The 23385-nt window shown below is 61.9% G+C and carries 19 protein-coding genes and 1 pseudogene; 7 read left to right on the forward strand and 13 right to left on the reverse strand.

The window, feature by feature from the left end:
• Window positions 1-72 precede the first annotated feature (72 nt).
• Window positions 73-708, forward strand: a complete 636-nt coding sequence (locus KUV45_RS04920; protein WP_206944345.1) for a response regulator transcription factor — start codon at window positions 73-75, stop codon at window positions 706-708.
• A gap of 49 nt (window positions 709-757) precedes the next feature.
• On the opposite strand, the gene KUV45_RS04925 is transcribed toward KUV45_RS04920, so the two are convergent.
• Window positions 758-1339, reverse strand: coding sequence for a DUF6624 domain-containing protein (locus KUV45_RS04925; protein ID WP_222164222.1), 582 nt, complete (start codon window positions 1337-1339; stop codon window positions 758-760).
• A gap of 270 nt (window positions 1340-1609) precedes the next feature.
• Between KUV45_RS04925 and KUV45_RS04930 the strand changes: the two genes are divergently transcribed.
• Complete coding sequence (locus KUV45_RS04930; RefSeq protein WP_308126694.1) at window positions 1610-2098, forward strand: nucleoside deaminase; 489 nt, start codon at window positions 1610-1612, stop codon at window positions 2096-2098.
• Here the strand turns inward: KUV45_RS04930 and KUV45_RS04935 are convergent.
• The 9 genes and pseudogenes from KUV45_RS04935 to KUV45_RS04975 all read right to left on the reverse strand — a co-directional run bounded on the left by KUV45_RS04935 (window position 2088) and on the right by KUV45_RS04975 (window position 15155).
• Window positions 2088-2945, reverse strand: a complete 858-nt coding sequence (locus tag KUV45_RS04935) for an MOSC domain-containing protein (protein WP_222164223.1) — start codon at window positions 2943-2945, stop codon at window positions 2088-2090. The genes KUV45_RS04930 and KUV45_RS04935 overlap by 11 nt on opposite strands.
• A gap of 277 nt (window positions 2946-3222) precedes the next feature.
• Window positions 3223-3912: an aspartate/glutamate racemase family protein gene (locus tag KUV45_RS04940; RefSeq protein WP_222164224.1), complete on the reverse strand. Its 690-nt coding sequence runs from the start codon at window positions 3910-3912 to the stop codon at window positions 3223-3225.
• Between the two features lie 87 nt (window positions 3913-3999).
• Window positions 4000-4314 (reverse strand): annotated as a pseudogene (locus tag KUV45_RS04945) (GNAT family N-acetyltransferase); the annotation flags it as partial.
• A 259-nt stretch (window positions 4315-4573) separates the two neighbouring features.
• Window positions 4574-5347 (reverse strand): enoyl-CoA hydratase-related protein, encoded by a 774-nt coding sequence (locus KUV45_RS04950; protein ID WP_222164226.1) that lies wholly within the window; start codon window positions 5345-5347, stop codon window positions 4574-4576.
• Between the two features lie 268 nt (window positions 5348-5615).
• Window positions 5616-6467 (reverse strand): 3-hydroxybutyryl-CoA dehydrogenase, encoded by an 852-nt coding sequence (locus KUV45_RS04955; RefSeq protein ID WP_206944354.1) that lies wholly within the window; start codon window positions 6465-6467, stop codon window positions 5616-5618.
• A 163-nt stretch (window positions 6468-6630) separates the two neighbouring features.
• Window positions 6631-8259 carry an acyl-CoA synthetase gene (locus KUV45_RS04960; protein WP_222164227.1) on the reverse strand — a complete coding sequence of 543 codons (1629 nt, stop codon included), beginning with the start codon at window positions 8257-8259 and terminating at the stop codon, window positions 6631-6633.
• 130 nt (window positions 8260-8389) lie between these two features.
• On the reverse strand, window positions 8390-10177 hold the full coding sequence (locus KUV45_RS04965; RefSeq protein ID WP_222164228.1) for an acyl-CoA dehydrogenase: 1788 nt from the start codon (window positions 10175-10177) through the stop codon (window positions 8390-8392).
• A gap of 453 nt (window positions 10178-10630) precedes the next feature.
• Entirely contained in the window at window positions 10631-11269 is a 639-nt protein-coding gene (gene lolA / locus KUV45_RS04970) for an outer membrane lipoprotein chaperone LolA (RefSeq protein ID WP_206944357.1), read from the reverse strand.
• Between the two features lie 190 nt (window positions 11270-11459).
• Window positions 11460-15155, reverse strand: coding sequence for a DNA translocase FtsK (locus KUV45_RS04975; RefSeq protein WP_224852168.1), 3696 nt, complete (start codon window positions 15153-15155; stop codon window positions 11460-11462).
• Between the two features lie 139 nt (window positions 15156-15294).
• Between KUV45_RS04975 and aat the strand changes: the two genes are divergently transcribed.
• The 3 genes from aat (at window position 15295) to infA (ending at window position 17439) form a co-directional block, all read left to right on the forward strand.
• On the forward strand, window positions 15295-16020 hold the full coding sequence (gene aat / locus KUV45_RS04980) for a leucyl/phenylalanyl-tRNA--protein transferase (protein ID WP_222164229.1): 726 nt from the start codon (window positions 15295-15297) through the stop codon (window positions 16018-16020).
• 180 nt (window positions 16021-16200) lie between these two features.
• Window positions 16201-16947: an arginyltransferase gene (locus KUV45_RS04985; RefSeq protein ID WP_206944362.1), complete on the forward strand. Its 747-nt coding sequence runs from the start codon at window positions 16201-16203 to the stop codon at window positions 16945-16947.
• Window positions 16948-17220: 273 nt separating this feature from the next.
• Complete coding sequence (gene infA, locus KUV45_RS04990) at window positions 17221-17439, forward strand: translation initiation factor IF-1 (protein ID WP_013332816.1); 219 nt, start codon at window positions 17221-17223, stop codon at window positions 17437-17439.
• A gap of 414 nt (window positions 17440-17853) precedes the next feature.
• Here the strand turns inward: infA and clpA are convergent, their stop codons facing one another.
• The 3 genes from clpA to icd all read right to left on the reverse strand — a co-directional run bounded on the left by clpA (window position 17854) and on the right by icd (window position 22166).
• Window positions 17854-20130 carry an ATP-dependent Clp protease ATP-binding subunit ClpA gene (clpA, locus tag KUV45_RS04995; RefSeq protein ID WP_222164230.1) on the reverse strand — a complete coding sequence of 759 codons (2277 nt, stop codon included), beginning with the start codon at window positions 20128-20130 and terminating at the stop codon, window positions 17854-17856.
• A gap of 180 nt (window positions 20131-20310) precedes the next feature.
• Entirely contained in the window at window positions 20311-20658 is a 348-nt protein-coding gene (gene clpS, locus KUV45_RS05000) for an ATP-dependent Clp protease adapter ClpS (RefSeq protein ID WP_206944514.1), read from the reverse strand.
• A gap of 251 nt (window positions 20659-20909) precedes the next feature.
• On the reverse strand, window positions 20910-22166 hold the full coding sequence (gene icd, locus KUV45_RS05005) for an NADP-dependent isocitrate dehydrogenase (protein ID WP_206944366.1): 1257 nt from the start codon (window positions 22164-22166) through the stop codon (window positions 20910-20912).
• Window positions 22167-22310: 144 nt separating this feature from the next.
• Here icd and KUV45_RS05010 point away from each other — a divergent pair, with 144 nt between their 5' ends.
• Together KUV45_RS05010 and KUV45_RS05015 are read left to right on the forward strand one after the other, a co-directional pair.
• A complete protein-coding gene (locus tag KUV45_RS05010) occupies window positions 22311-22898 on the forward strand; it encodes a pseudouridine synthase (RefSeq protein ID WP_222164231.1) in 588 nt (195 codons plus the stop codon).
• Window positions 22895-23344 carry an NUDIX domain-containing protein gene (locus KUV45_RS05015; protein ID WP_206944515.1) on the forward strand — a complete coding sequence of 150 codons (450 nt, stop codon included), beginning with the start codon at window positions 22895-22897 and terminating at the stop codon, window positions 23342-23344. Before KUV45_RS05010 ends, KUV45_RS05015 begins: the two co-directional genes overlap by 4 nt.
• Window positions 23345-23385 lie beyond the last annotated feature (41 nt).

Below are 23385 nucleotides of genomic sequence, written 5' to 3' on the forward strand. Positions count from 1 at the left end.
TGTTTTCTGTTATCGGCGGTCAGCATGTGCTCACCACATGTCCAGGCTCGCCAGACCACCTCGGTAACTGCCATGTCCCATGATGTTCCGCCTGCCACCGTCGCCATCGTCGATGATGACGAAGATCTGAGGGAGTCGCTGGCCTGGCTGCTGCAGTCGGTAGGACTCGGCGCTAGAGGCTACTCCAGCGGTGATGACTTTCTTGCCTCGACCCATTCGCATCAGGTGCTATTGCTGGATGTGCGCATGCCCGGACTCAGTGGGCTTCAGGTCCAGCAGCGGCTAGCCCAGCGCGACCAGCACCTGCCGTTGATCATGATGACGGGACACGGTGATGTCCCCATGGCGGTGGCAGCCTTGAAGGCAGGCGCCTTCGATTTCATCGAAAAGCCCTTCAACCAGCAGCAGCTGATCGACACGATTCAACAGGCGCTGGATCTCCATCACTGCCAGATGAACCACTGGTCGCGACAGCAGGAGCTGAAGCGTCGCTACGACACGCTGAGAGCCAATGAGCAAGCCATCCTGCGGGAGGTGGCGCGGGGTCTGACCAGCCGTGAAATCGCAGAACAGCTATCCCTCAGCGCCAAGACCATTGAGGTCTACCGTCAGCGCATCATGAAGACGCTGGGTGCCGCCAATCTGGCTGAACTGATTCGAATGGCCGTTGCGCTGGAGTTGGTCGATGCGCTTCCGGCCACTCACTAACATCGCGCACTCGCCTGGCGAGTATCGCCACCTCGACCACCTTCTCGCCTCAGGCCGAATCACGCCATCGGTCCGGGCCGGCGCTTCGCTCCTGATGCCAGGAAGGCCCCTGAGGTGAACCCCGCAGCCGGGCCAGGCGCTGAGAGAGCGGCTCCAGCCCCAGCGCCTGTCGGCGTCGGTCCACGTCGGCAGGGTTCTCGATCTCACCAGGGACCGGCCAGCCATCCTCACCAATCTCGAACTGGGTGCCGTAACGCTGTGGCTGTCCCATCAGCACGCGCATACGATCCTCCAGGTAGGCCAGCTGCCACCCGGGAGCCTGACCGTCGCCAACGGCCTGCTTCAGGGCAACACAGCAGCGCTGCATGAAGTCGACGTCAAACACCGCATGCATGGCGATATGCCACGCCGCCTCGCAACCATCCTCACCTGCGGCATCGCGGCCCGGCCAGCCCTGACGATCGATGATCCCCGACAGCCGCTCGGCATTGTCCTGATACAACGCCCGAACCCGCGGGTGATAATCCATCGAGGGAAGTTCCCCGGAAGCGCTGAGTTCCTCCAGCAACGTCCGGTCCTGTTGCAGCAGCGTGATCATCTGCTGGGCCAACACTCCTTTGCGTATCGTCATCCCGAGCACCTCGTATCCGCTGATCTGCCACGCTTGCTCACAGACTCCTAGGGTTAATGGTCTGCATCAATAGTCGATTCTCCGACCGCTCCGTAGGAAAACATCGACAAAGCAGGCTTGTTTCGGCAAAGAAAAGACTGGCGTCACCGAGCGCAGCGTGGGGTCAACCCGCATGCTAGAGTCCATGGGAACACCCTGGCATCCCTCCTCCGAGGCATCCCAGGCCTAGCAGACGACGCTGTCAGTGCTGCCACTTATGAGGACATGCTGATGAATGAGACCGACCTCCATCACCTGCGCCGTTGCATCGAGTTGGCACAGCAGGCCCTGGACAAGGGCGACGAACCCTTTGGTTCGCTGCTGGTCGATGGCCACGGCACGATACGCTTTGAGGACCACAATCATGTCGCGGCGGGTGACGCGACTCAGCATCCCGAGTTTGCCATCGCCCGTTGGGCCGCCACCCACCTGTCAGCAGAGGAGCGCAGGGAAGCCACAGTATACACATCGGGAGAACACTGCCCGATGTGCGCCGCCGCCCACGGTTGGGTCGGCCTTGGCAGGATTGTCTATGCCAGCTCGTCTGAACAACTGGGTCAATGGCTGGCGCAGTGGGAGGTCGCCCCGGCACCGGTGGCACCGCTACCGATTGGATCCATTGTCCCGGGCCTTCAGGTCGACGGGCCAGTCGCAGCGTTCGGCGATGCGATTCGCGAACTGCATCGCCGATACCACCGGGAGAAGCGCCTCAGAGGGTGACAGGACGCTGGCTTGCTTCCAGGCGGTCGCCGACCCTGAGCACGGCACCGACACCGTCTTCGATGATGGCATTCTGACCGAAGTAGGCGCCTTTCCAGCCAGGCTGTGTGTCCATTTCGACCAGCGTCTTGAGCGGCTCCTTGGGGGAAGGCGCAGCGCCACTGCGCTGATCAAGGGTAATGATCTTGCAACGCTTGCAGGGCTTGCGTAGCCCCAGTCGATAGCCTGGGCCCGCCAGGCTGCTCCAGTCACGCTCAGCAAAGGCGTCAGCGCCCGACACCACCAGGTTGGGACGGAAGCGCTCCATCGGGACGGGGTCTTCTCCCTTGGCCAGCAGTCGCTCGTTGAGCGCCCCCAGAGACGCCTCGCACGCAATCAGCAGTGGATAGCCATCGGCAAAGCCGGTATGAACCACGCCCTGTTCCTGGGGGGACAGGTAGTCGATTTCAACCAGCCTTCTGGCGGAATCAGGGAGTCGCACCAGGCGCAAGGATCCTTGAGGAGCGCCCAGCGCAGCGGCGAGCCACTGTGACGCCTCGGGGCCCTCATCCTCCGCCTGGCAGTCACTTGCCCAGACTCTCACATCCAGCATGGCCCCACTGGTATCCGCCAATGGCACCACCAAGGGCGGCATATCCGCATGACGCAGTTGTAGCGCTGTTTCGGTCAGGACGACACCGATGGTCGCCAGCGCTGGCAGCTCGCGCTGGGTGACGAATTTGCCCGTGGGATTGACCAGCATCCAGCGACGATCATGGGCCAGGCCGCGCTCGGTAAGTTCCGCATGGGACAGGGTGATTCCCTGCAGGGACTTCACCGGATAGCAGGCGAGAGAGGACAACTTCATCAACGTTCCTTGTCAGTGGTGGGTGCGCTCGACGTGGCGGTGAGCGGTAGCCATGCGATCTTACCCGACAATGCCGACACGCTGTCGTAACAGACTGTCGTGACGATCTATCACAGCGAGCTGTCGTGGCACGCTTTCGTGACACGCTTTCGTGACACCCTATCGTGTCGCCCTATCGTGACACGCTTTCGTGACACCCTATCGTGACACCCCAGCATGACAGCGCCCACAGGATCCATTACGCCGCTGTGGTAAGTGTCAGGCAAGCTGGCTGAGCTCAGCCAATGGCCAGTTCTACCGCCCTTTTCGCGTGGATCGCCGTGGTGTCGTACAGCGCCACCGCGGTATCCTGCTGATTGACCAGCAGCGCAATCTCGGTGCACCCCAGAATCACGGCCTGGGCCCCATCAGCGGCAAGCTCCTCCATGATGGCCAGCATCTCATCGCGAGACGTTGGCACGATCTGGCCATGACACAGTTCATCGTAAATGATGCGATGCACTTGCTCGCGCTGGGGCTTGTCAGGGACCCTGACGTCAATTCCGAAGGCCTCGAGCCGATCCTTGTAGAATCCCTGCTCCATGGTGAAACGCGTACCCAGTAGCCCAACACGCTTGATCCCGTCCATGACCAGTGCATCCGCAGTGGCGTCGGCGATGTGGAGCAAGGGAATATCCACGGCCTTCTCGATCTGACGTGCCACCTTGTGCATGGTGTTGGTGCACAATACGAGCATGTCGGCGCCGGCTTCCTGCACCTGCCAGGCAGCGCCTGCCAGCAAGGCGGCAGCGTCTTCCCAGCGCCCCTGCCGCTGGAATGCCTCGACTTCGGCAAAATCGACGCTGACCAGGACGATCTTGGCCGAGTGATGTCCCCCAAGGGTCTCGTTGACGCCACGATTGAGGTACTGGTAATAGCTCACCGTGGATTCCCAGCTCATTCCACCCAACAAACCGATGGTCTTCATGCCCGCCCTCCCGGAATCATCCCTGACGTCAGTATCGTCTAACCCACAGCATACAGGGACCCGCTGAGAGGAACAGTATTCATCAGCTCAACCCTTTGCTGCTCCTGAGTGGGCTGCGCGATCATGAACAACCGCTTTCTCCAGGCCCAGCACCTGGCCATGGGGAGTCGGGCAGCCTCGCACCTGCTGATACCCCTGTCGCTGATACCATGACACGGCGCGACTCCCCGACAGCACACGCAGGCGAAGGCATTGAGCACCTGACAAGCGCGCCATGTCTTCCCACAGTGCGAGCAAGTGCGTACCGATTCCCTTGCCGCGTTCATCCGGCACCACATGCAGCTCCCGCAGCACGACAACATCAGCACTCTGCTCCCATGCCAGCAACCCCACTCGCCCACGGTCACAGACCGCCCAGCGCCAGCACCTCTCGGGGAAACGCTGGTGAAACCGGTCACTGTCCTAGGTCAGCCCGTGGCGAAGGTAGTCATCTGCCATCTGATGACGCACTAGCGTTTCTGCCGCGTCTGCCTCTGCGCATCCCTCGAGCGTCACCCTATCGCCGTCCATGCCCCATGCCCCTTCCCATACCTTTCCTACAACAACACGGCCCTGGTAAACACCAGGGCCGTGTTGTCGAGGCTATGACAAACCCGCGCCGTCAGAAGTTGGGTTTGCGTTTCTCGACGAAGGCGCTCATGCCTTCACGCTGCTCGTCGGATGCGAAGCACAGCGCGAACAGGCTGGTCTCCAGCGCCAACGCACTGTCCAGATCCTGATCCAAGCCATCGTGGATGACCTGCTTGGCACTGCGCACGGCTCCCGGACCATTGCCAGCGAGCTGCTTGGTCAAGGTCTGGGCATAGTCTTCCAGCTCCGCCTGGGACATCACCTGATTGACCAGCCCGATACGCAGCGCCTCGGCGGCATCAATCTTGCGTCCGGTGGTGCACAGGTCCAGCGCCATGGCCGGCCCCACCCGGCGCGGCAGGCGCTGTGAGCCGCCGAAGCCAGGAATCACGCCCAACAGAACCTCCGGCTGACCAAACACGGCGTTGTCGCTGGCCACCGCCCAGTCACAGGCCAAAGCCAGCTCGCAGCCGCCTCCGAGGCAAAAGCCGTTGACTAGGGCCACCACGGGCACTGGCAGCGTCTCAAGTCGCTTGACGGTCTTCAACGCCTGGGCCGCGAAGTCGCGCGCCTGCTGAGGTGACATCTCACGCATCTCGGTGATGTCGGCCCCTGCCACGAACGACTTTTCGCCAGCGCCGGTCATCAACACCGCACGCAGCCCTTCGCGGCCTTCCAGCTGGTCCAGTACGTCTTCCAACGCCTGGATGACGCCACTGTTGAGAGCGTTCAGCGCCTTGGGGCGGTTGATGGTCAGACGAACAACGCCGCCTGTATCGGTCATCTCGACCAGTTGCTCACTCATGCAGGGACTCCTGTACGTGAAGGAACAGACACCGCTGTGAAGGCTTCACCCGCCCTCCGCCACTCGCCCTGGACGGGTGACGGCCAGACGCCCCGAACAAGCCTGGGATCTAGCGCGTGCTTCACAACGCTGTGCTCGAAACCGTGATAGTTAGGCCTGGCTCTCAAGACCGGGCTTTCAAGACCGGGGTTCAAGACCTGGCTTTCGCATCACCCTAGCGAACGCTTGGTAGGCTCACAAGCCATTCTTTTGGCGCATATACGCCGCATCAACCACTGTAGTCGTGGAATCCTCGCCCGCTCTTGCGGCCCAGATAACCTGCATCGACCATTCGCTTCAGCAAGGGGCAAGGACGGTACTTCGGATCCCCAAAGCCTTCCGCCAGCACATTCATGATCGCCAGGCAGACATCCAGGCCGATAAGGTCGGCCAAGGCCAAGGGCCCCATGGGATGGGCAGCGCCGAGCTGCATGGACGTATCGATATCGTTTACGCTGGCGACGCCTTCCTGCACCAGGAACGCTGCCTCGTTGATCATCGGCACCAGCAGTCGATTCACCGCAAAGCCCGGCGAGTCTGAAATCGCCACAGACGTCTTGCCCATGGCCTCCGCCAGCGCCTCGACACGAGCCACCGTGGCGTCACTGGTCTGTTCAGCGCGAATGATCTCGACCAGCTTGAGCACCGGCACCGGATTGAAGAAGTGCATGCCCACCACCCGTTCGGGCCGTTGGCACACGCCGGCCAGTCGAGTGAGCGACAGCGAGGAGGTATTCGAGGCCAGAATGGCCTGGTGATTGAGCGCGTCCAGCTCCTTGAACAACCGTTCCTTGAGCTCTGCGGCTTCAGGGGCGGCTTCAATAATCACCTGCCGATCTGCCAGTGCATCAAGCGACGTGGACGTCGCCAGGCGGGCACTGGCAGCCTGCTGATCCTGCTCGCTGAGGCGACCTTTCTCCACCAGCCTGCCAAGTCCCTTGGCTATTCCTGTCTGCGCGCGCTCAAGGGCTTCCTCAGCGACATCACACAGCGTGACCTGGAAACCACTCTGAATCAGCACCTGGGCAATCCCCTGCCCCATGGTACCGCCTCCCACGACTCCGATCAGAGTCTCGCTCATGGCATCGTCCCTCTAGGTTTCATTCAATGGTTAATCGGTGATACATCTGCGACACATGTGTGTGAGTGCACGATCACGCTGGATCATATAGCAACGCCGCCGGAGATGACCGGCGGCGTCATGCAACGTTCCTCGGCAGGTGGCATACCCTGGTCGAGTGGCGTCAGCTTTCCTTGGCTTGCTGACGCAGCATGAATTTCTGGATCTTGCCTGTGGAGGTCTTCGGCAGCTCGGCAAACACGATGCGCTTGGGCACCTTGAACCGCGCCAAGCGCTCGCGACAGTGTTCGATGATGTCCTGTTCGGTCACCTCAGAATGAGCCGCCTTGAGCTTGATAAATGCACAGGGACTTTCTCCCCACTTTTCGTCGGGCTGCGCCACCACGGCGGCTTCCTCGACGCCAGGATGCGCATACAGCACATCCTCGAGCTCTATCGTCGAGATATTCTCGCCCCCGGAAATGATGATGTCCTTGGAGCGGTCCTTGATCTCGATATAGCCATCGGCATGCCAGACCGCCAGGTCGCCGGTGTGATACCAGCCGCCGTCCAGCGCCTCTCGGGTGGCGGCCTCATTCTTGAGATACCCCTTCATGACATTGTTGCCGCGCATCATGATCTCGCCAATGCTCTCCCCATCCTTCGGCACCGGCTCCAGCGTCACCGGATCGGCCACACAGAGTGCTTCCAGCATGTGACCACGCACACCCTGTCGGGCCTTGAGGCGGGCGCGCTCCTGCAGCGGCAGCGCATCCCAGGCTTCGCGCCAGGCACACACGGTGACCGGACCGTAGACCTCGGTCAGACCATAGACATGGGTCACGTCGATTCCCATCGCTTCAACGCCCGCGATCACCGCCGCTGGCGGTGCTGCGCCGGCCGTCGTCGCCTTGACCGGATGATCGATGGGTCGACGGTCTGCCGCCTCAAGGTTGACCAGCCCGTTAAGTACGATCGGCGCCCCGCTGAAGTGGCTGACCTTCTCGTCTGCGATCAACTCCATGATGCGCTTGGGGTCAACCTTGCGAAGGCATACGTTGACCCCGGCGTTGGCGGCGATGGTCCAGGGAAAACACCAGCCATTGCAGTGGAACATGGGCAACGTCCACAGGTAGACGGGATGGTGTGGCATGGCCCATTCAAGAATATTGCTGACCGCATTCAAGTAGGCGCCTCGGTGATGGTAGACCACCCCCTTGGGCTTGCCGGTCGTACCCGAGGTGTAGTTCAGCGAGATCGCGTCCCACTCGTCCTCTGGCAGCCGATAGGGATACTCAGGGTCACCTTCCGCCAACAGCGCTTCATACTCCAGCTGCCCCAGACGCTCGGCGTTCCCCTCGAACTCAGGGTCCAGCACATCAATGATCAAGGGGGGCTGCTCGAGGCCTTTCACCGCCTCGCCCACCACCTCGACGAACTCGGGGTCTACCAGAATGGCCTTGGACTCAGCATGCTCCAGCATGTAGGCGATGGCCGCCGCATCCAGGCGAATGTTCAAGGTGTTCAGCACGCAGCCTGCCAGGGGCACGCCGAAGTGGGCCTCGAACATGGCCGGCACGTTGGGCAACATCACCGATACGGTATCCCCCTTGCCAAGCCCGCGCTGCTCCAGCGCCGAGGCCAGGCGACGGCAACGCTGCCAGGTGGTGGCCCAGTCGCGGCGCACCTGTCCGTGCACGATGGCAGGCAGATCGGGATAGACGCTGGCCGTACGTTCGATGAAGGTCAACGGAGAGATCGCCACATGGTTGGCTGTGTTGCGTGGCATCCCCTGGTCATAAAGACTACTCATTAGTAACTCCTTATTTTATGGCGCATGTTGACCCAGTGACGGCCTGCGTCTTCCGTTGGCGAAGGATAAATGGCAAGTGGAATGGGCCTGAAACAAAGATAGCCGCCGAGAAGCCTCGGCGGCCACGAGATCACGCGAGTGACAGTGACAGCCAGTCCTGGTAACCGGCTTCGATCACAGACCGTTGCGCGCGCCCTTCGGGCAGCCAGTGACGAATCGCAAAGTCGGCACAGACCAGCTTGCGACGATAGAACTCGTCATCCTGCCCGGCGTCCAGAGCGGCTCGTGCGACCAGAGCCGCACGCCCCATCTGCCATGCACACAGGACGTGTCCTGCCAGTGACAACAAGGGGGTGGCGTAGGCTTGCACCGCATCCGCTCCGCTGTGTTCGTCGCTGCCCTCTTCCAGCACCCTGGCAAGGCAGGCCCGGAGATCCTGGGTCGCCGCCGCCAGCTCATGGCCCAGCTTTTCGAGTGACAGGTGAGACGCCAGCGCCTGGGCGGTGCCATCAACGTCATCCAGCAGGCTCGACATCGCCGCGCCACCATCACGTTGCAGCTTGCGCCCGGCAAAATCCAGGGCCTGAATGCCATTGGTACCTTCATAGATCGGCGCGATGCGCACATCTCGCAGCAGCTGGGCAGCACCGGTTTCCTCGATAAAGCCCATGCCGCCATGCACCTGCACCCCCATGGAGGCAATCTCCACGGCCTGGTCGGTGGAAAAGCCCTTGACCACCGGAATCAGCACATCCACACGGGCCTGGGCGGCCTGTCTGACGCTGGCATCATCGTGATGCCGTGCAACATCCAGCTGCTGCGCACAGAGCAACGCCAGGGCGCGCAAGGCGTCAGTCCGGGTCCGCATCGACAGCAGCATGCGGCGCACATCAAGGTGTTGGGCAATATCACAGGCCTCGCCACCTCGGGCTGGCGGAGTTCTTCCCTGGGAACGCTCGTTGGCGTAGGCCACGGCATGCTGGCAGGCACGCTCAGCCACACCGATGCCCTGAATCCCTACCTTGTGACGTGCCTCGTTCATCATGGTGAACATATGATTCAGGCCGCGTCCGGGTTCACCGACCAGATAGCCGATGGCCCCGTCCTTTTCACCAAAGCTAAGGGTGCAGGTGGGGCTGCCATGAATCCCCATCTTGTGCTCTATGGACGCGCACACGACGTCATTGCGCTCGCCCAGACTACCGTCTTGATTGACCAGAAACTTGGGTACCAGAAACAGCGAGATGCCCTTGTTGCCTTCGGGCGCATCAGGGGTGCGTGCCAACACTAGGTGGATAATATTGTCCGCTGCATCGTGCTCCCCCCAGGTAATGAAGATCTTCTGACCGAACACGCGGAAATGATCGCCCTCTGGCACAGCTCGGGTGCGTACGCGTGACAGGTCAGAGCCTGCCTGGGGCTCGGTCAGGTTCATGGTACCTGTCCAGCTACCCTCGACCAGACGCTCCAGGTAGCGTTCGCGCAGTGCTTCATCGCCATGGTGCGCCAGTGCTTCGATCGCACCGGCTGTCAGCATAGGGCACAGGCCCAGCGCCATGTTGGCGCCATGCAACATTTCCTGGACAGCACTGGCCACCACCTCCGGTAACCCTTGTCCGCCCAGCGACTCGGATACACCAATGCCATTCCAGCCGCCTTCCGCGTAGGCCTGGTAAGCCTCAGCAAACCCATCCGGCAGCGTCACCCCGCCGTCGTCACGTCGTTGGCAGCCCTGGCGGTCCCCTGTGGCATTCAAGGGCCCCCACACATCGGTGGCTAGCTTTCCGGCTTCTTCCAGCACGGCATCGATCAGATCAGGACTGACCTCGCCGAAGACCGGCAGGTCCAGGGATTTGTGCTCAAGCAACTCACTCAGCACAAAGGCCATGTCTTTCAAAGGAGCGGCGTAGGGATACATGGGGGCACCTCATGAAAACGATACCCGCGATAGTAGATTCCCTAGTCGACGCAAACTATTGGGCCAAGGTCGAAAAACCGTAAAACGGTGATCTTCGACAAGGTCCATGCTCAGACCGGCAAGGTGCACGCATTGAGATGGGGCCAGCAACTGCCGAGGGCCAGGCCCCGTGGCGACGCCCTGTCAGTGCTCGGCAGACATCCTGCCGCACACAGAGGTGACGAGGCATGCCCCCTGGGAGAAAGGGAGAAGGGAGAAAGGGAGAAGGGAAAAGCCATGAAGGCGGTGATCAGAACGGAGGCGGCGGCAAAGGTGGCCAGAAAAAAGTGGCCAGAAAAGACAGCGCCGCCGCCCGAAGGGGCGACGGCGGCATCAGGTCGCGGGTCTCTATTACGTCCTGACTGGCCGTGAAAGGCCAAGACATCAGAGCGACGACCCTACCGGACCCGTGGATCAGGGTGTCTGGCGAATGACATCGGTACCCTCGGGAATATCGAACTGGTAGCGCCCGTCATCGATCTGGCCATTCTGCTCGGCGTTGTCAAAGGCAATCGCCGTGCGTTGGCCGGTGCTGTCGGTCATTTCCAGTGCCGCCAGCTCCTCGCTGTAGAAGGTCAGGCGCAGGCTTTCAAACAAGGTGTCGGCCGCCTTGGGTTCCAGCGTGAAGGTCTCCGAGGTGCCTTGCTGGGAGCTCGACACGTTATAGCTGTCGGTCAGCTCGCTGGCACTTCCCGACAACAGCAAGGCAGGCGTGTGCGTAACGCGTTCGTCCAGAGCCTGGATAGTAGCTTGCTGCAGGTCCGGGTCGAACAAGGTGACTTCGCTGCCGTCCGATACCACCACCTGCTCATACGGCGCCTCTACCTCCCAGCGGAACTTGCCGGGACGTGACAGCCACATGTGACCCTCCGTACGCTGCAGTCGCTGACCGCTGCCGTCCAGGATCTGCTGTTCAAAATCGGCAGAGTAGGTGTTCAGCGGCTCCAGCATGCGCGTCAGTCGCTCGGCACCATCCGCCAGCGCAGTAGCAGGCACCGCAAGTGCCAGTGCCAGCGTGGCCAGGCCGGAAGTCAGGGTAAGGCGTGCAGGCATAGCGTCTCTCCGTCGATATGGTCGATTTCCCTGTCGTGCCGAAGATGCTTCGGCATGAACGGGCATGTCCCTTTGAGCCCAGTATGCCTGGCAAGTTGCCATGGGTCTCAAACGCAACCGTCTATTGCATGGTCGTTTCATGGTAGCGCCGCATGCGTCGCCAAAAAGCGACGCATGCGACGATCGGGGGCTAGCCTCCTGCGGGAGGCGGTGCCAGCACTTCACGTCCGCCGTTGGTGCCCATGGAGGACACGACACCGGCCATTTCCATGGCTTCCACCAGACGCGCAGCCCGGTTGTAGCCGATCTTGAAACGCCGCTGCACGGCGGAGATAGATGCGCGCCGCGACTCGGTAACAAAGGCCACCGCCTCGTCATACAGCGCATCCTGTTCGGCATCGCTGTCGTCACCGGAGCCCTCAGCCTCCAGCCCGGTCAAGGCATCGGCGGAGACACCCCCCGACAGGATCTCGTCAATGTACTCAGGCTCGCCACGGCGCTTCCAGTCCTCGACCACTCGGTGAACTTCGTCATCGTCGACGAAGGCCCCGTGAACGCGAGTGGGCTGGCCCGAGCCGGCCGGCAGATAGAGCATATCGCCGTGACCGAGCAGGTTTTCAGCGCCGCCCTGGTCGAGAATGGTGCGCGAATCCACTCGCGACGACACCTGGAAGGCCATGCGCGTGGGAATGTTGGCCTTGATCAGGCCGGTCACCACGTCCACGGACGGACGCTGGGTCGCCAGCACCAGATGGATACCCGCGGCGCGCGCTTTCTGGGCCAGCCGAGCAATCAGTTCCTCGACCTTCTTGCCGACGATCATGAACATATCGGCAAACTCGTCGATCACCACCACGATGTACGGCAGCTTTTCCAGCACCGGAGGGGTCTGATGCATTTCCCACGGCTGAGGCTCCCACAACGGATCCGCCACCTGGGCGCCGGCACGCTCGGCTTCATCCAGCTTGCTGTTGAAGCCGGCGATATTCCGCACCCCCATGGCCGCCATCAGCTTGTAGCGGCGTTCCATCTCGGCCACACACCAGCGCAGCGCGTTGGCGGCTTCCTTCATGTCGGTGACGACAGGCGCCAGCAGATGCGGGATTCCGTCGTAGACCGACAGCTCAAGCATCTTGGGATCGACCATGATCAGGCGTAATTCGTCAGGGGTCGCCTTGAGCAGCATCGAGATCAACATGGCATTGACCCCGACGGACTTGCCCGAACCGGTCGTACCGGCCACCAGCACGTGAGGCATCTTGCCCAGGTTGGCGACCACCGCCGCTCCCCCGATGTCCTGGCCCAATGCCATGGTCAGAGCGGAGGCCTCGTCCTGATAGCGATCCGAATCGATCACCTCGCGCAGGCGAATCATGGCCCGGTTGGGATTGGGAATCTCGATCCCCACGGTGGGACGCCCTGGAATCACCTCCACCACACGGACGCTCTTGACCATCAGCGAACGCGCCAGATCCTTGGCCAGATTGCTGATCTTGGACACCTTCACTCCCGCTGCGGGCTTGATCTCGAAGCGGGTGATGACCGGACCCGGCCAGGTGTCGACCACCTCGGCCTTCACGCCATATTCGCGCAGGCGCATTTCCAGCAGCTCCGCCATGTCGGCAAGCTGCTCTTCGGTGTAGTTGGGCTGGTGCGGCTCGGGCGGCGTCAGCAGTCGCAGACCCGGCAAGTCACCATCGGGTTCGGGCAGATCATCGAAGCCGGAACGCTGGTTCTGCAGGTGCTCCACGGTCCACAGCGTCGGGCCGCCCTGATCGGCCGCTTCCCGCCCCTGCTCCGCTGTCGCCACATGGGGAGTGACCGGCGCATCGCTATCCTGGTGGTGGACATGCCCGCGGTCCTCGGCCGATGGCTCAGCTGAAGAGGCGTCGCCCCTTGGCGGAGCCTCTGCCGCCGTCACAGACGACTGCTGCCGACTGTCCACGGTGGGCTGCGACACGCTGTCATGGTGAGCGCTCACCACCCGCCGAGGGGCCTCGTGCGTGGACGACAGCAGTCCAGCGCTGGACGCCAGGGCGCCACCAGCCAGCGCGCCGCCGTCGTCTGGCAACACCGGCTCGGGGATATCCTCCGCCCGCCTTTCTTCGCGCTGAGGCGCTTCAGGGGTAGCAGCAGCGGGAGCTGCAGCGCCAGCTGTGGAGGGAGCAGTTGTGGAGGATGCAGCTTCGCTGGGCGGCTGCGGGGCGTTCGTACTGTGCTGTCCCTGATTCGTACTGTGCTGTCCCTGAATAGCAGCGCTCTGATTAGCAGAGCCCTGAGGTGGCGCTTCGTCCTCGGCGTGAGCCGGCGACGGAGGCTGCGATGTCGTCGCACCGGCGTCAGCGGCATCTTCGGCTGCACGCTGGCCCGCGTGATCTTGAGGCGCCGGAGAGGCTGATACGCCGCTCTGCGCGGTGTCAGCGTCAAGCCTGCGCTCCTGGGCCTCGGCACTGGTGCTTTCTGGGGCCACGCTGCGCGTCTCATGGGGCATCGAGGCCGCCGGCTCAGGGACTGTAGCCCCGGTGGCGGGCTCATCGCGCTCAGCGCGCAGGGCAAACGTTGGCTCCGCGGGCTGACGGGTGTCACGCCTGACGTCAGCGGAGGGTCGTGTTGGCGAGCCCGCAACCGTATCGTCACTCGGGTCTGCCCCGAGACTCGCGCCCAGGGTGGGCTCCCGGCGCTCGCGGGCTGAGGTTGGTGCACTGCCAAAAGACGGCTCACGGCGAGCGGCTGTCCCAGCCTCCCTTTCGTGTTCCCGAGAGGGGCTGACAGAATCTCTAGCAGCGGGAGCACGCCCATGACGCTCATCAGCATCCAGGGCAGGCGCTGGCTCCTCCCTGCTTGCCCTCAGCCCAATGGAGGGCTCAGTGGCCGCGCGGCTATGGCCGGCTGTCGCCAGTCGTTCGGTATAGGCAGCCCCCGGCTGTTTGGCTGACGGCGTGGATTCCGCCACCTCCCATGGAATATCGGTGCCGTCCTCGGTGTCCCACTGCGGGCGCTCGGAGGCGACATCGCGACGACGGCCCAGCAAGCGCTGCCACCAGGCAGGCTTGGTTGCGGCGCCGTCTTGCTCGTCTTCGTCCTGAATGTCGCGCTGGGTGTGGTCCTCGACCGATGACTCCACACGATCCGCCTCAGCATCCGAAAGAGCCGGATCCTGGGCCTGCTTGCGCGCGGAGATGGCCTCGTCGGAGGCATCCTTGCCGCCCGCGAAACGCGCCTTGATCCAACGCCCCAACAGCAGGCAACGATGACCGGCCTCGTCCATCACGTTCAGCCAGGACAAGCCGGTGAACAGTGGCATCCCGCCCAGAATCCCGACGACCGCCAGCAGCCCTGTGCCGCCATACCCGACTAGCGGGCGCAGCGCACCGACCAGCCCCACGCCAAGTATGCCGCCAGTGGAATACGGCAACACACTTTCCGGGTGGTTGAAATACAGCGCGCCGAGAGTCGTCGATCCCAGCAGCAGCAGCACCAGGCCGCCACAGCGAACGGCTAGCGCAGTGGCATCCCACTCAAACTCGACCCGCCGGGAGCGAATCAGATACCACGCCGCGAACGCCAGCATTCCCGGCCACCACAGGGCACTGACCCCAAACAGCGAGTACAGCACGTCGGCTAGCCAGGCGCCGATCGGCCCCATCCAGTTGGCGACGTCGGTTTCAGGACCGCTGCTCGACCAGCCAGGATCTGCAGGTTCAAAGCTGAACAGTGCCAGCAGCAGGAACACACAGGCGGCCAGCAGCACGATGATGACACCTTCCCTGGCAGAGCCGTGCAGACGCAGGCCAACTTTCTTGGCGGTCTCCTTGGCAGCTGCCGCCGTCGCTCGAGACGACACAGACTTCTTGTTGGCACTCAAATGGCCTTCCCCTTGCGCCATGGCGGCGTCTTCCATCCTACTGACTGGCCCTCATGATACCGAGCCAGCCGGTGAGCGAATAGGCCCCAGACGGCTTGAGCGTGCCGCCATCTGGGGGCACACTCGCCTGTTGATCAAAAACCCTGTTGAAGGGAGCCCCATGCTACCCTGGCTATCCCCCTACCCGGTCGCCTTTCCCAGCGTCGAGACGGCCCTTGACGACCCCGACGGCTTGTTGGCTGCAGGGGGCGACCTGACCCCCGAATGGTTGATTGCCGCCTATCGTCGCGGCATCTTTCCTTGGTACAGCGATGACCAGCCCATCCTGTGGTGGAGTCCGAATCCTCGCATGGTACTGCGTCCCGACGAACTGCGCGTGCGTCGGAGTCTGGCCAAACGCGTCCGCAATGCAGGTTTTACGGTCACCGCCAATCGCGCCTTTAGGTCGGTGGTTGCCGCCTGCGCTGCTCCCCGAGGTGGCGACCAGGATGGCACCTGGATCATCGACGAGATGCGCAGCGCCTATGACCAACTCCACCGCATGGGTGTGGCTCATTCGGTAGAAGTATGGCGTGACACCACTCTGGTAGGCGGGCTGTATGGTGTAGCACTTGGTCCTGTGTTCTTTGGCGAATCCATGTTCAGTCGCGAGGCTGACGCGTCCAAGATCGCCCTGGTCCACCTGGCACATGCGATGCAGCGGGGAGCCGGCAAGCTTATCGACTGCCAGATGCAGACCCCGCATCTGGCCAGCCTGGGCGCTAGAGGTATCGCCCGATCCGAGTTCATCGGCTATCTTGAGAAGTGGCTGGATGGCCTGGACACAGACGCTCTGGTCACGCCTGCGTGGTCCTTTGCTGACGTGGCTTGCGTCGACAACGTCTGACTCGGCGCTTGCCATCGCAGTGGGTGCATCGCCACGCCCCCCCTGCCGTTGGAATCATTGAGTTGAGGTCATTGCAGTTCAGACCACGGCAGTTCAGACCACGGCAGTTGAGACCATTGCAGCGGGTCATGCCTTTGCCTGACGACCGACGAGACGCCATCCGACAGGGAGACGGCCGCCTTGAGCAGCAACACACCGCGGCAACCGGTCCGCGACCTGAGGTTTTTCCTCACGGTGCCACACGCTTGCAGCTACCTGCCAGAAAAAGAGGCGACCACGCTGTTCCTTGATCCCAAGGAATCGCCGGGGCCGAGTGTGTATGATGCGCTGACGCTTCTCGGCTTTCGGCGCAGCGGGCTTCACCTGTACCGCCCCCACTGCGAAGGCTGCCATGCCTGTGTCTCGGTGCGGATTCCTGTCGCGGAATTTCGCCCAAACAGGAGCCAGAAACGCTTGATGAGGCGCAATGCCGATCTGACCGTCGACGTGGTACCTGCCCGCTTCGACTCTTCCCACTATGATCTCTATGCGCGCTATATCTGCACTCGCCACCACGATGGCGACATGTTCCCCCCAAGCCATGAACAGTACCGCACCTTTCTGAGTCTCGACCAGCCTTATGCCCGACTGCTGGAGATGCGACTCGACGACAGGCTGGTGGCGGTCTCCGCCTTCGATGAACTCGGCCACGGCCTGTCAGCCATCTACACCTTCTTCGACCCCGAGCAGAGCCTCGAGAGACGATCCCTTGGCACCCAGGCGGTGCTCACCCTGATCCAGATGGCGTCGGCGAAAGGGCTTGACCACGTGTACCTGGGTTACTGGATCGAGGCGTGTCGCAAGATGAGCTACAAGAGCAACTTCACTCCCCTCGAAAGGCTGGACGGACGCCTATGGCGGCGGCTGGTACCTACCGAACACGGCTGAACGCCTGGCGCTGTACCGCCCTGAGTCGCGCCAGGATCGCCACTGCTCACTCGATCCAGACAGCCTATGCTGCCAGCAACGATGGCATGCCAGAGACAGGGTAAACGCCAAAGGCGTCAGACCTCAGCCTAGACATCTGCCGTTTTTTCAGGCAACTCACTTTGCCATCTGCCCCAGCATCCGGCAGAATATCGCGCTATCCTGACCAGAGTAACGGCAGTCGCGCCGCGCGGTCGGGCATCACTCTGTCTACACATGCGAGGATTCGCCTATATGGCACGCGAAGACCATATTGAAATGGAAGGCGTGGTCGTCGACACGCTTCCCAACACCATGTTCCGGGTCGAGCTGGAAAACGGCCACGTGGTCACCGCCCACATCTCGGGCAAGATGCGCAAGAACTACATCCGCATCCTGACCGGGGACAAGGTCAAGGTCGAGTTGACTCCCTATGACCTGTCCAAGGGTCGCATCGTATACCGTTCTCGTTGAGATCGGCCGGCGTCAGCGCTTTGCGTAGACGCCACTTGCCGGTATCGCGCCCGTCGGGCGTGCCCGCCTCGCCGGCAAGCGCAGCTCCCTGATATTCGGGTCAATGCCCATCGGCATTCGGCCCCTATCGCCCAGTGCTGGAGCACACCTGACACTGGTGCTGGATAACTCCGGAGCCTGGCGCAAAAGCCGCCTGCTGCGCAGCCCACCCCTGCCACGATTTACGTAGCAGGGTGGCGCTTGGTGTCCGGAACTCGCCTGCGTTTTTCACACCCTGCCGCCTTGCTGCCCGGTCCCGTGGGCAAGCGAGCCAGCAGGCGATACCTACAAGAACGCCCTGTCATAAGACAGGGCGTCATCTCTTGCGTCAGCGGTGTCCTCAAGACTCGCTGCGGCCTAAACCAGAGAGCTCAGTCAGGGCGCATCGGCCAGCTCCACATCGGTGGAGAGATGCAACTCGCCACTTTCGAGGCTGACATGGACAACACCCCCGTGCTCAGCCAGATCTCCAAACAAGATCATCTCGGCCAAGGGCTTCTTCAGCTTCTCCTGAATCAACCTTGCCATCGGGCGAGCTCCCATGTCCGGGTCATAGCCCATGGTCGCAAGCCAATCTCTCGCCTCGTCATCGACTTCCAGCTGAACACGCTTCTCGTCTAGCTGCGCCTGCAGTTCCACCAGGAACTTGTCGACCACGTTGCGCACCACCGGCTTGGGCAACGCCGAGAACTGGATAATGCCGTCCAGGCGATTGCGGAATTCCGGTGTAAAGGTCTTGCGAATCGCCTCCATGGCATCGGTGGAGTGATCCTGGGTCTGGAAGCCGATGGAGCGGCGCGTCGCGATTTCTACACCCGCGTTGGATGTCATGATCAGGATGACGTGACGGAAGTCCGCCTCGCGACCATTGTTGTCGGTAAGACGCCCGTGATCCATCACCTGCAGCAGCAGATTGAACACTTCCGGGTGTGCCTTCTCGATTTCATCCAGCAGCAGCACGCAATGGGGCTGTTTGGTCACTGCTTCTGTCAGCAGGCCGCCTTGGTCATACCCTACATAGCCAGGAGGTGCGCCGATAAGACGTGAAACGGTGTGCCGCTCCATGTACTCCGACATGTCGAAGCGCAGCAGCTCGACGCCCATGATTTGCGCCAGCTGGCGAGCCACCTCGGTCTTGCCCACTCCCGTCGGGCCAGCAAACAGGAAGCTGCCCACTGGCTTGTCAGGAGACTTGAGCCCAGCGCGAGAGAGCTTGATCGCCGCCGCCAGGCTATCGATGGCCTCATCCTGGCCGAACACCAGCATCTTGAGATCGCGATCCAGATTCTCCAGCAGCTTGCGATCGGAGCTGGACACGCTCTTCGGCGGAATTCGAGCAATCGATGCGACTACCGCCTCGACCTGATCCACATCGATGGTATCGACACGCATCTCGGGCGGCAGCAAGCGCTGGTGAGCGCCCGCTTCGTCAATGACATCGATGGCCTTGTCCGGCAGGAAGCGGTCGTTGATGTAACGATCGGCCAAGCGGGCCGCGCTGTCGAGCGCAGCGTCGGTGTACTTGAGCTGGTGATGCTCCTCGAAGCGCGAGCGCAAGCCCTTGAGGATCTTGATGGAGTCTTCCACCGAGGGAGCCAGGACGTCGACTTTCTGGAAACGACGCGCCAGCGCCCGGTCCTTCTCGAAGATCCCGCGGAACTCCTGGAAGGTGGTCGAACCGATGCAGCGCAACTCGCCGGAAGACAGCAGAGGCTTGAGCAGGTTCGAGGCATCCATCACCCCGCCAGAGGCAGCCCCCGCGCCGATCACGGTATGAATCTCGTCGATGAACAGAATCGCGTTGGGCAACTTGCGCAATTCGGCCAGCAGGCTCTTCAGGCGCTTCTCGAAGTCACCGCGATACTTGGTACCCGCCAGCAGGGCGCCCATATCGAGGGAGTACACGACGGCATCCCCGATCACGTCGGGAACGTCCTCCTCGACGATGCGCTTGGCCAGGCCCTCGGCGATGGCTGTCTTGCCCACCCCGGCCTCGCCCACCAGCAGCGGATTGTTCTTGCGACGGCGTGCCAGAATCTGCACCACACGCTCAAGCTCGTGGTCACGGCCGATCAGCGGATCGATCTTGCCCATACGCGCCTGTTCGTTGAGGTTGGTAGCAAACCCGGTCAACGGGTTGCCGCCGGCCTCGGTGCTGCCATCTTCAGCATCTTCTGCCTCCGGCGACGATGCCGCCGGGCTTTGACCGTGACCGGTCACCTTCGAAATACCGTGAGCGATATAGTTGACGGCGTCGACACGGGCCACGTTCTGCTGCTTCAGGAAGTAGACCGCCTGGCTCTCCTGCTCGGAGAAGATGGCCACCAGCACGTTGGCACCCGTCACTTCGCTCTTGCCTGAAGACTGCACGTGGAAGACCGCACGCTGCAGGACACGCTGGAACCCAAGAGTGGGCTGCGTCTCGCGCTCGGTCTGGTCTTCCGGAATCAGCGGCGTCGTGGAATTGATAAAGTCCTGCAGGTCAGACCGCAGCTTGTCGAGGTTGGCCCCGCAGGCACGCAGCACGTCTGATGCTGACGCATTATCCAGAAGTGCCAGCAGCAGGTGCTCCACGGTCATGAACTCGTGGCGCTTGGAGCGCGCCACGGTGAAGGCCGTGTTCAGGGTCAGTTCAAGTTCTTTGCTCAGCATGGCAGTCCCCTTCTCGCCGCCTAGGGCTTGCGTCGGATCTTTTATGGTCCGGCACCATCAACATCGGGTACAAATGGCGCCGTTGCAAGTTCTTCGTCAACGAAGGACGCGTCTCCGTTAACGCATGTGCCGCCTCATGCGCCCACATCACAGGCAGATCAGCGATTCTCAGGATTCCACCTAGTCCGCCGCTTCTATATCGCTCAGCAGAGGATGCTGACACTCCCTGGCATACTCGTTGACCTGGTGACTCTTGGTCTCGGCAATGTCGTGGGTAAAGACGCCACAGGTGGCTTTGCCATGGCTGTGCACTGTCAGCATGATCTGCACGGCCGTCTCGCTATCCAGGTGAAAGAACGTCCTGAGAACCTCCACCACAAACTCCATGGGGGTGAAGTCGTCATTATGCAAGACAACCTTATACATGGGTGGCTTGGCTAACTCAGGATCGGCTTCCTGAGTGGCCAGGTCACCGTCGTCCTGTTCGTCGGGTTCTCCCGGCGGACGCGTCATTCCTGCCACCGGCATCTGGATCCAGAGCGGATCCTCGTCTCTTGCGTTGAACATAGGCCTCACACTGTCAATCGGGTGCCCGCGCTCACCCGCGTCGAGCATTGGACGTCTGGGGCGCGGTAGGGTTCCCTCTCATTATCGGGAATCCCGACGCGGCTTTCACCCTCTACGCGGACAAAATGCAAAAGGCCCTCGCCGGCGAGGGCGAGGGCCTTGTCTGTCAGCACTGACAACGAGCAGGACGGCTCGTCGCTCGGTGCAGTCGCTTACATGTTGTCAGCGACAGCCTGACCGAACTCAGAGCACTTGAACAGCGTGGCATTTTCCATCAGGCGGTGGAAGTCATAGGTGACTTCGCCCTTGCTGATGGCTTTCTCCATGCCTTTCAGTACCAGATCAGCAGCCTCGACCCAGCCCATGTGACGCAGCATCATCTCGGCAGACAGGATCAGCGAGCCCGGGTTGACCTTGTCCTGGCCAGCGTACTTCGGCGCAGTACCGTGAGTCGCTTCGAACATGGCAGTGGTGTCGGAGATGTTGGCGCCCGGAGCAATACCGATGCCGCCGACTTCAGCCGCCAGAGCGTCGGACAGGTAGTCACCGTTCAGGTTCAGGGTCGCGATGACGTCATATTCGGCCGGACGCAGCAGGATCTGCTGCAGCATCGCGTCAGCGATCACGTCCTTGACCACGATGTCCTTGCCGGTCTTCGGGTTCTTGAAAGTCATCCAGGGGCCGCCATCGAGGAGCTCAGCGCCAAACTCTTCCTTGGCCAGCTCATAGCCCCAATCCTTGAAGGCGCCTTCGGTGAACTTCATGATGTTGCCCTTGTGCACCAGGGTCAGCGACTCGCGGTCGTTGTCGATGGTGTACTGCAGGGCCTGGCGCACGAGACGCTTGGTGCCTTCCTCGGACACCGGCTTGACGCCAATGCCGCAACCCTCGGGGAAGCGGATGTTGGTCACGCCCATTTCTTCGCGCAGGAACTTGATGACCTTGTCGGCCTCAGCGGTACCCGCCTTCCACTCGATACCGGCATAGATATCTTCAGAGTTCTCGCGGAAGATAACCATGTCGACGTCAGCGGGCTTCTTGACCGGGCTCGGCACGCCTTCGAACCAGCGCACCGGACGCTGGCAGACATACAGGTCCAGCTTCTGGCGCAGTGCGACGTTCAAGGAGCGGATACCACCGCCCACCGGCGTGGTCAGCGGGCCCTTGATGGAAACGATGTATTCCTTGACCGCTTCCAGGGTTTCTTCCGGCAGCCAGGTGTCCGCGTCATAGACGTGGGTGGCCTTCTCGCCGGCGTAGACTTCCATCCAGTGGATCTTGCGCTCGCCGTTGTAGGCCTTCTGCACAGCGGCGTCGATGGCGATCTTCATCGCCGGGGTGACGTCGACACCGATACCATCACCCTCGATGAACGGGATGATCGGGTTGTTCGGCACATTCAGGCTGTTGTCGGCGTTAGCGGTGATCTTTTCGCCGCCCTCAGGGACGACAATTTTCTGGAAACCCATTGAGAACTCCCCTGTCAGGTCTATTCAGTGGAGCGCGGAGTATAGCATTACCCCCAGCGCCCGGAGTAGGCTTTGTCGACAATCTTTGCAAATGACCGCACGAGCCCCGTCAGACGGGCCTCGTCAGGACTACCGAGCCAGCCCATGAGTCAACTCTACCTGCTGCACAAGCCCTACCGCGTGCTGTCCCAGTTCACCGATGAGCAGGGACGCGATACGCTGGCGTCGCTCATCGATGTACCCGACATCTACCCTGCCGGACGTCTCGACTACGACTCGGAGGGTCTTTTGTTGCTCAGCGACGACGGTGAGTTGATTCATCGTATCAGCCACCCCCGCCACAAGCAGCCCAAGACGTACCGTGTGCTGGTTGAAGGACAGCCGGATCAGCGCGCTCTGGACGCCCTTGCAAAAGGCGTCACGCTCAAGGACGGACCGACCCGACCTGCCAAGGTACGACGCCTTGTCCACAGCGGCCTGCCGGAGCGTGAGCCACCTCTCGACCCGAAACGCCATCCTGATACCTGCTGGCTGGAGCTGACCATCAGCGAAGGGCGAAACCGCCAGGTGCGCAGAATGACAGCACACGTCGGGTACCCCACACTTAGACTTGTACGGGTGGCCATTGGCCCATGGAACCTGGACGGGCTGGCGCCGGGGCAATGGCAGCGTCAGACGCTGCATGCACCCAAGCGCCCGAGAACCGCATCCCCAGCGAGGAGACGCCGATAATGCGATGGACCCCTTATGTGACCGTGGCCACCGTGGTCGAACGCGCCGGGCGCTTCTTGATGGTGGAAGAGGACCATGGCGGCCCTCATACCCTGTTCAATCAGCCCGCAGGCCATCTGGAACCCGGTGAGCGCATTCGCGATGGCGCACTGCGTGAAGTCGCCGAGGAGACCGCCTGGCGGGTGGGTATCACCGACTATCTGGGCATGTACGTGTATCAGACCAAGGACGGCAAGGCGTTTCACAGCCACGCGTTTCTGGGCATGGCGCTGGCCCACCTGGGTACCGAGCTTGACCGCGATATCCACGCCATCCACTGGCTGACCCTGGAAGAAATCGAAGCACTGGATCGGGACGGACGTCTACGCAGCCCTCTGGTGCTTAAACGTATCCGCGATGCCCTGGCTGGCAAGACCTTTCCCATGGACGTGCTCCACGAGCGGTGAGGCTTCGGTTGAGCGCCGCATTTCGTGTATAATCTCCGCCC

Origin of the sequence: Halomonas sp. DP3Y7-2 (assembly GCF_019800795.1) — a bacterium.
Taxonomy (GTDB): domain Bacteria; phylum Pseudomonadota; class Gammaproteobacteria; order Pseudomonadales; family Halomonadaceae; genus Halomonas; species Halomonas litopenaei_A.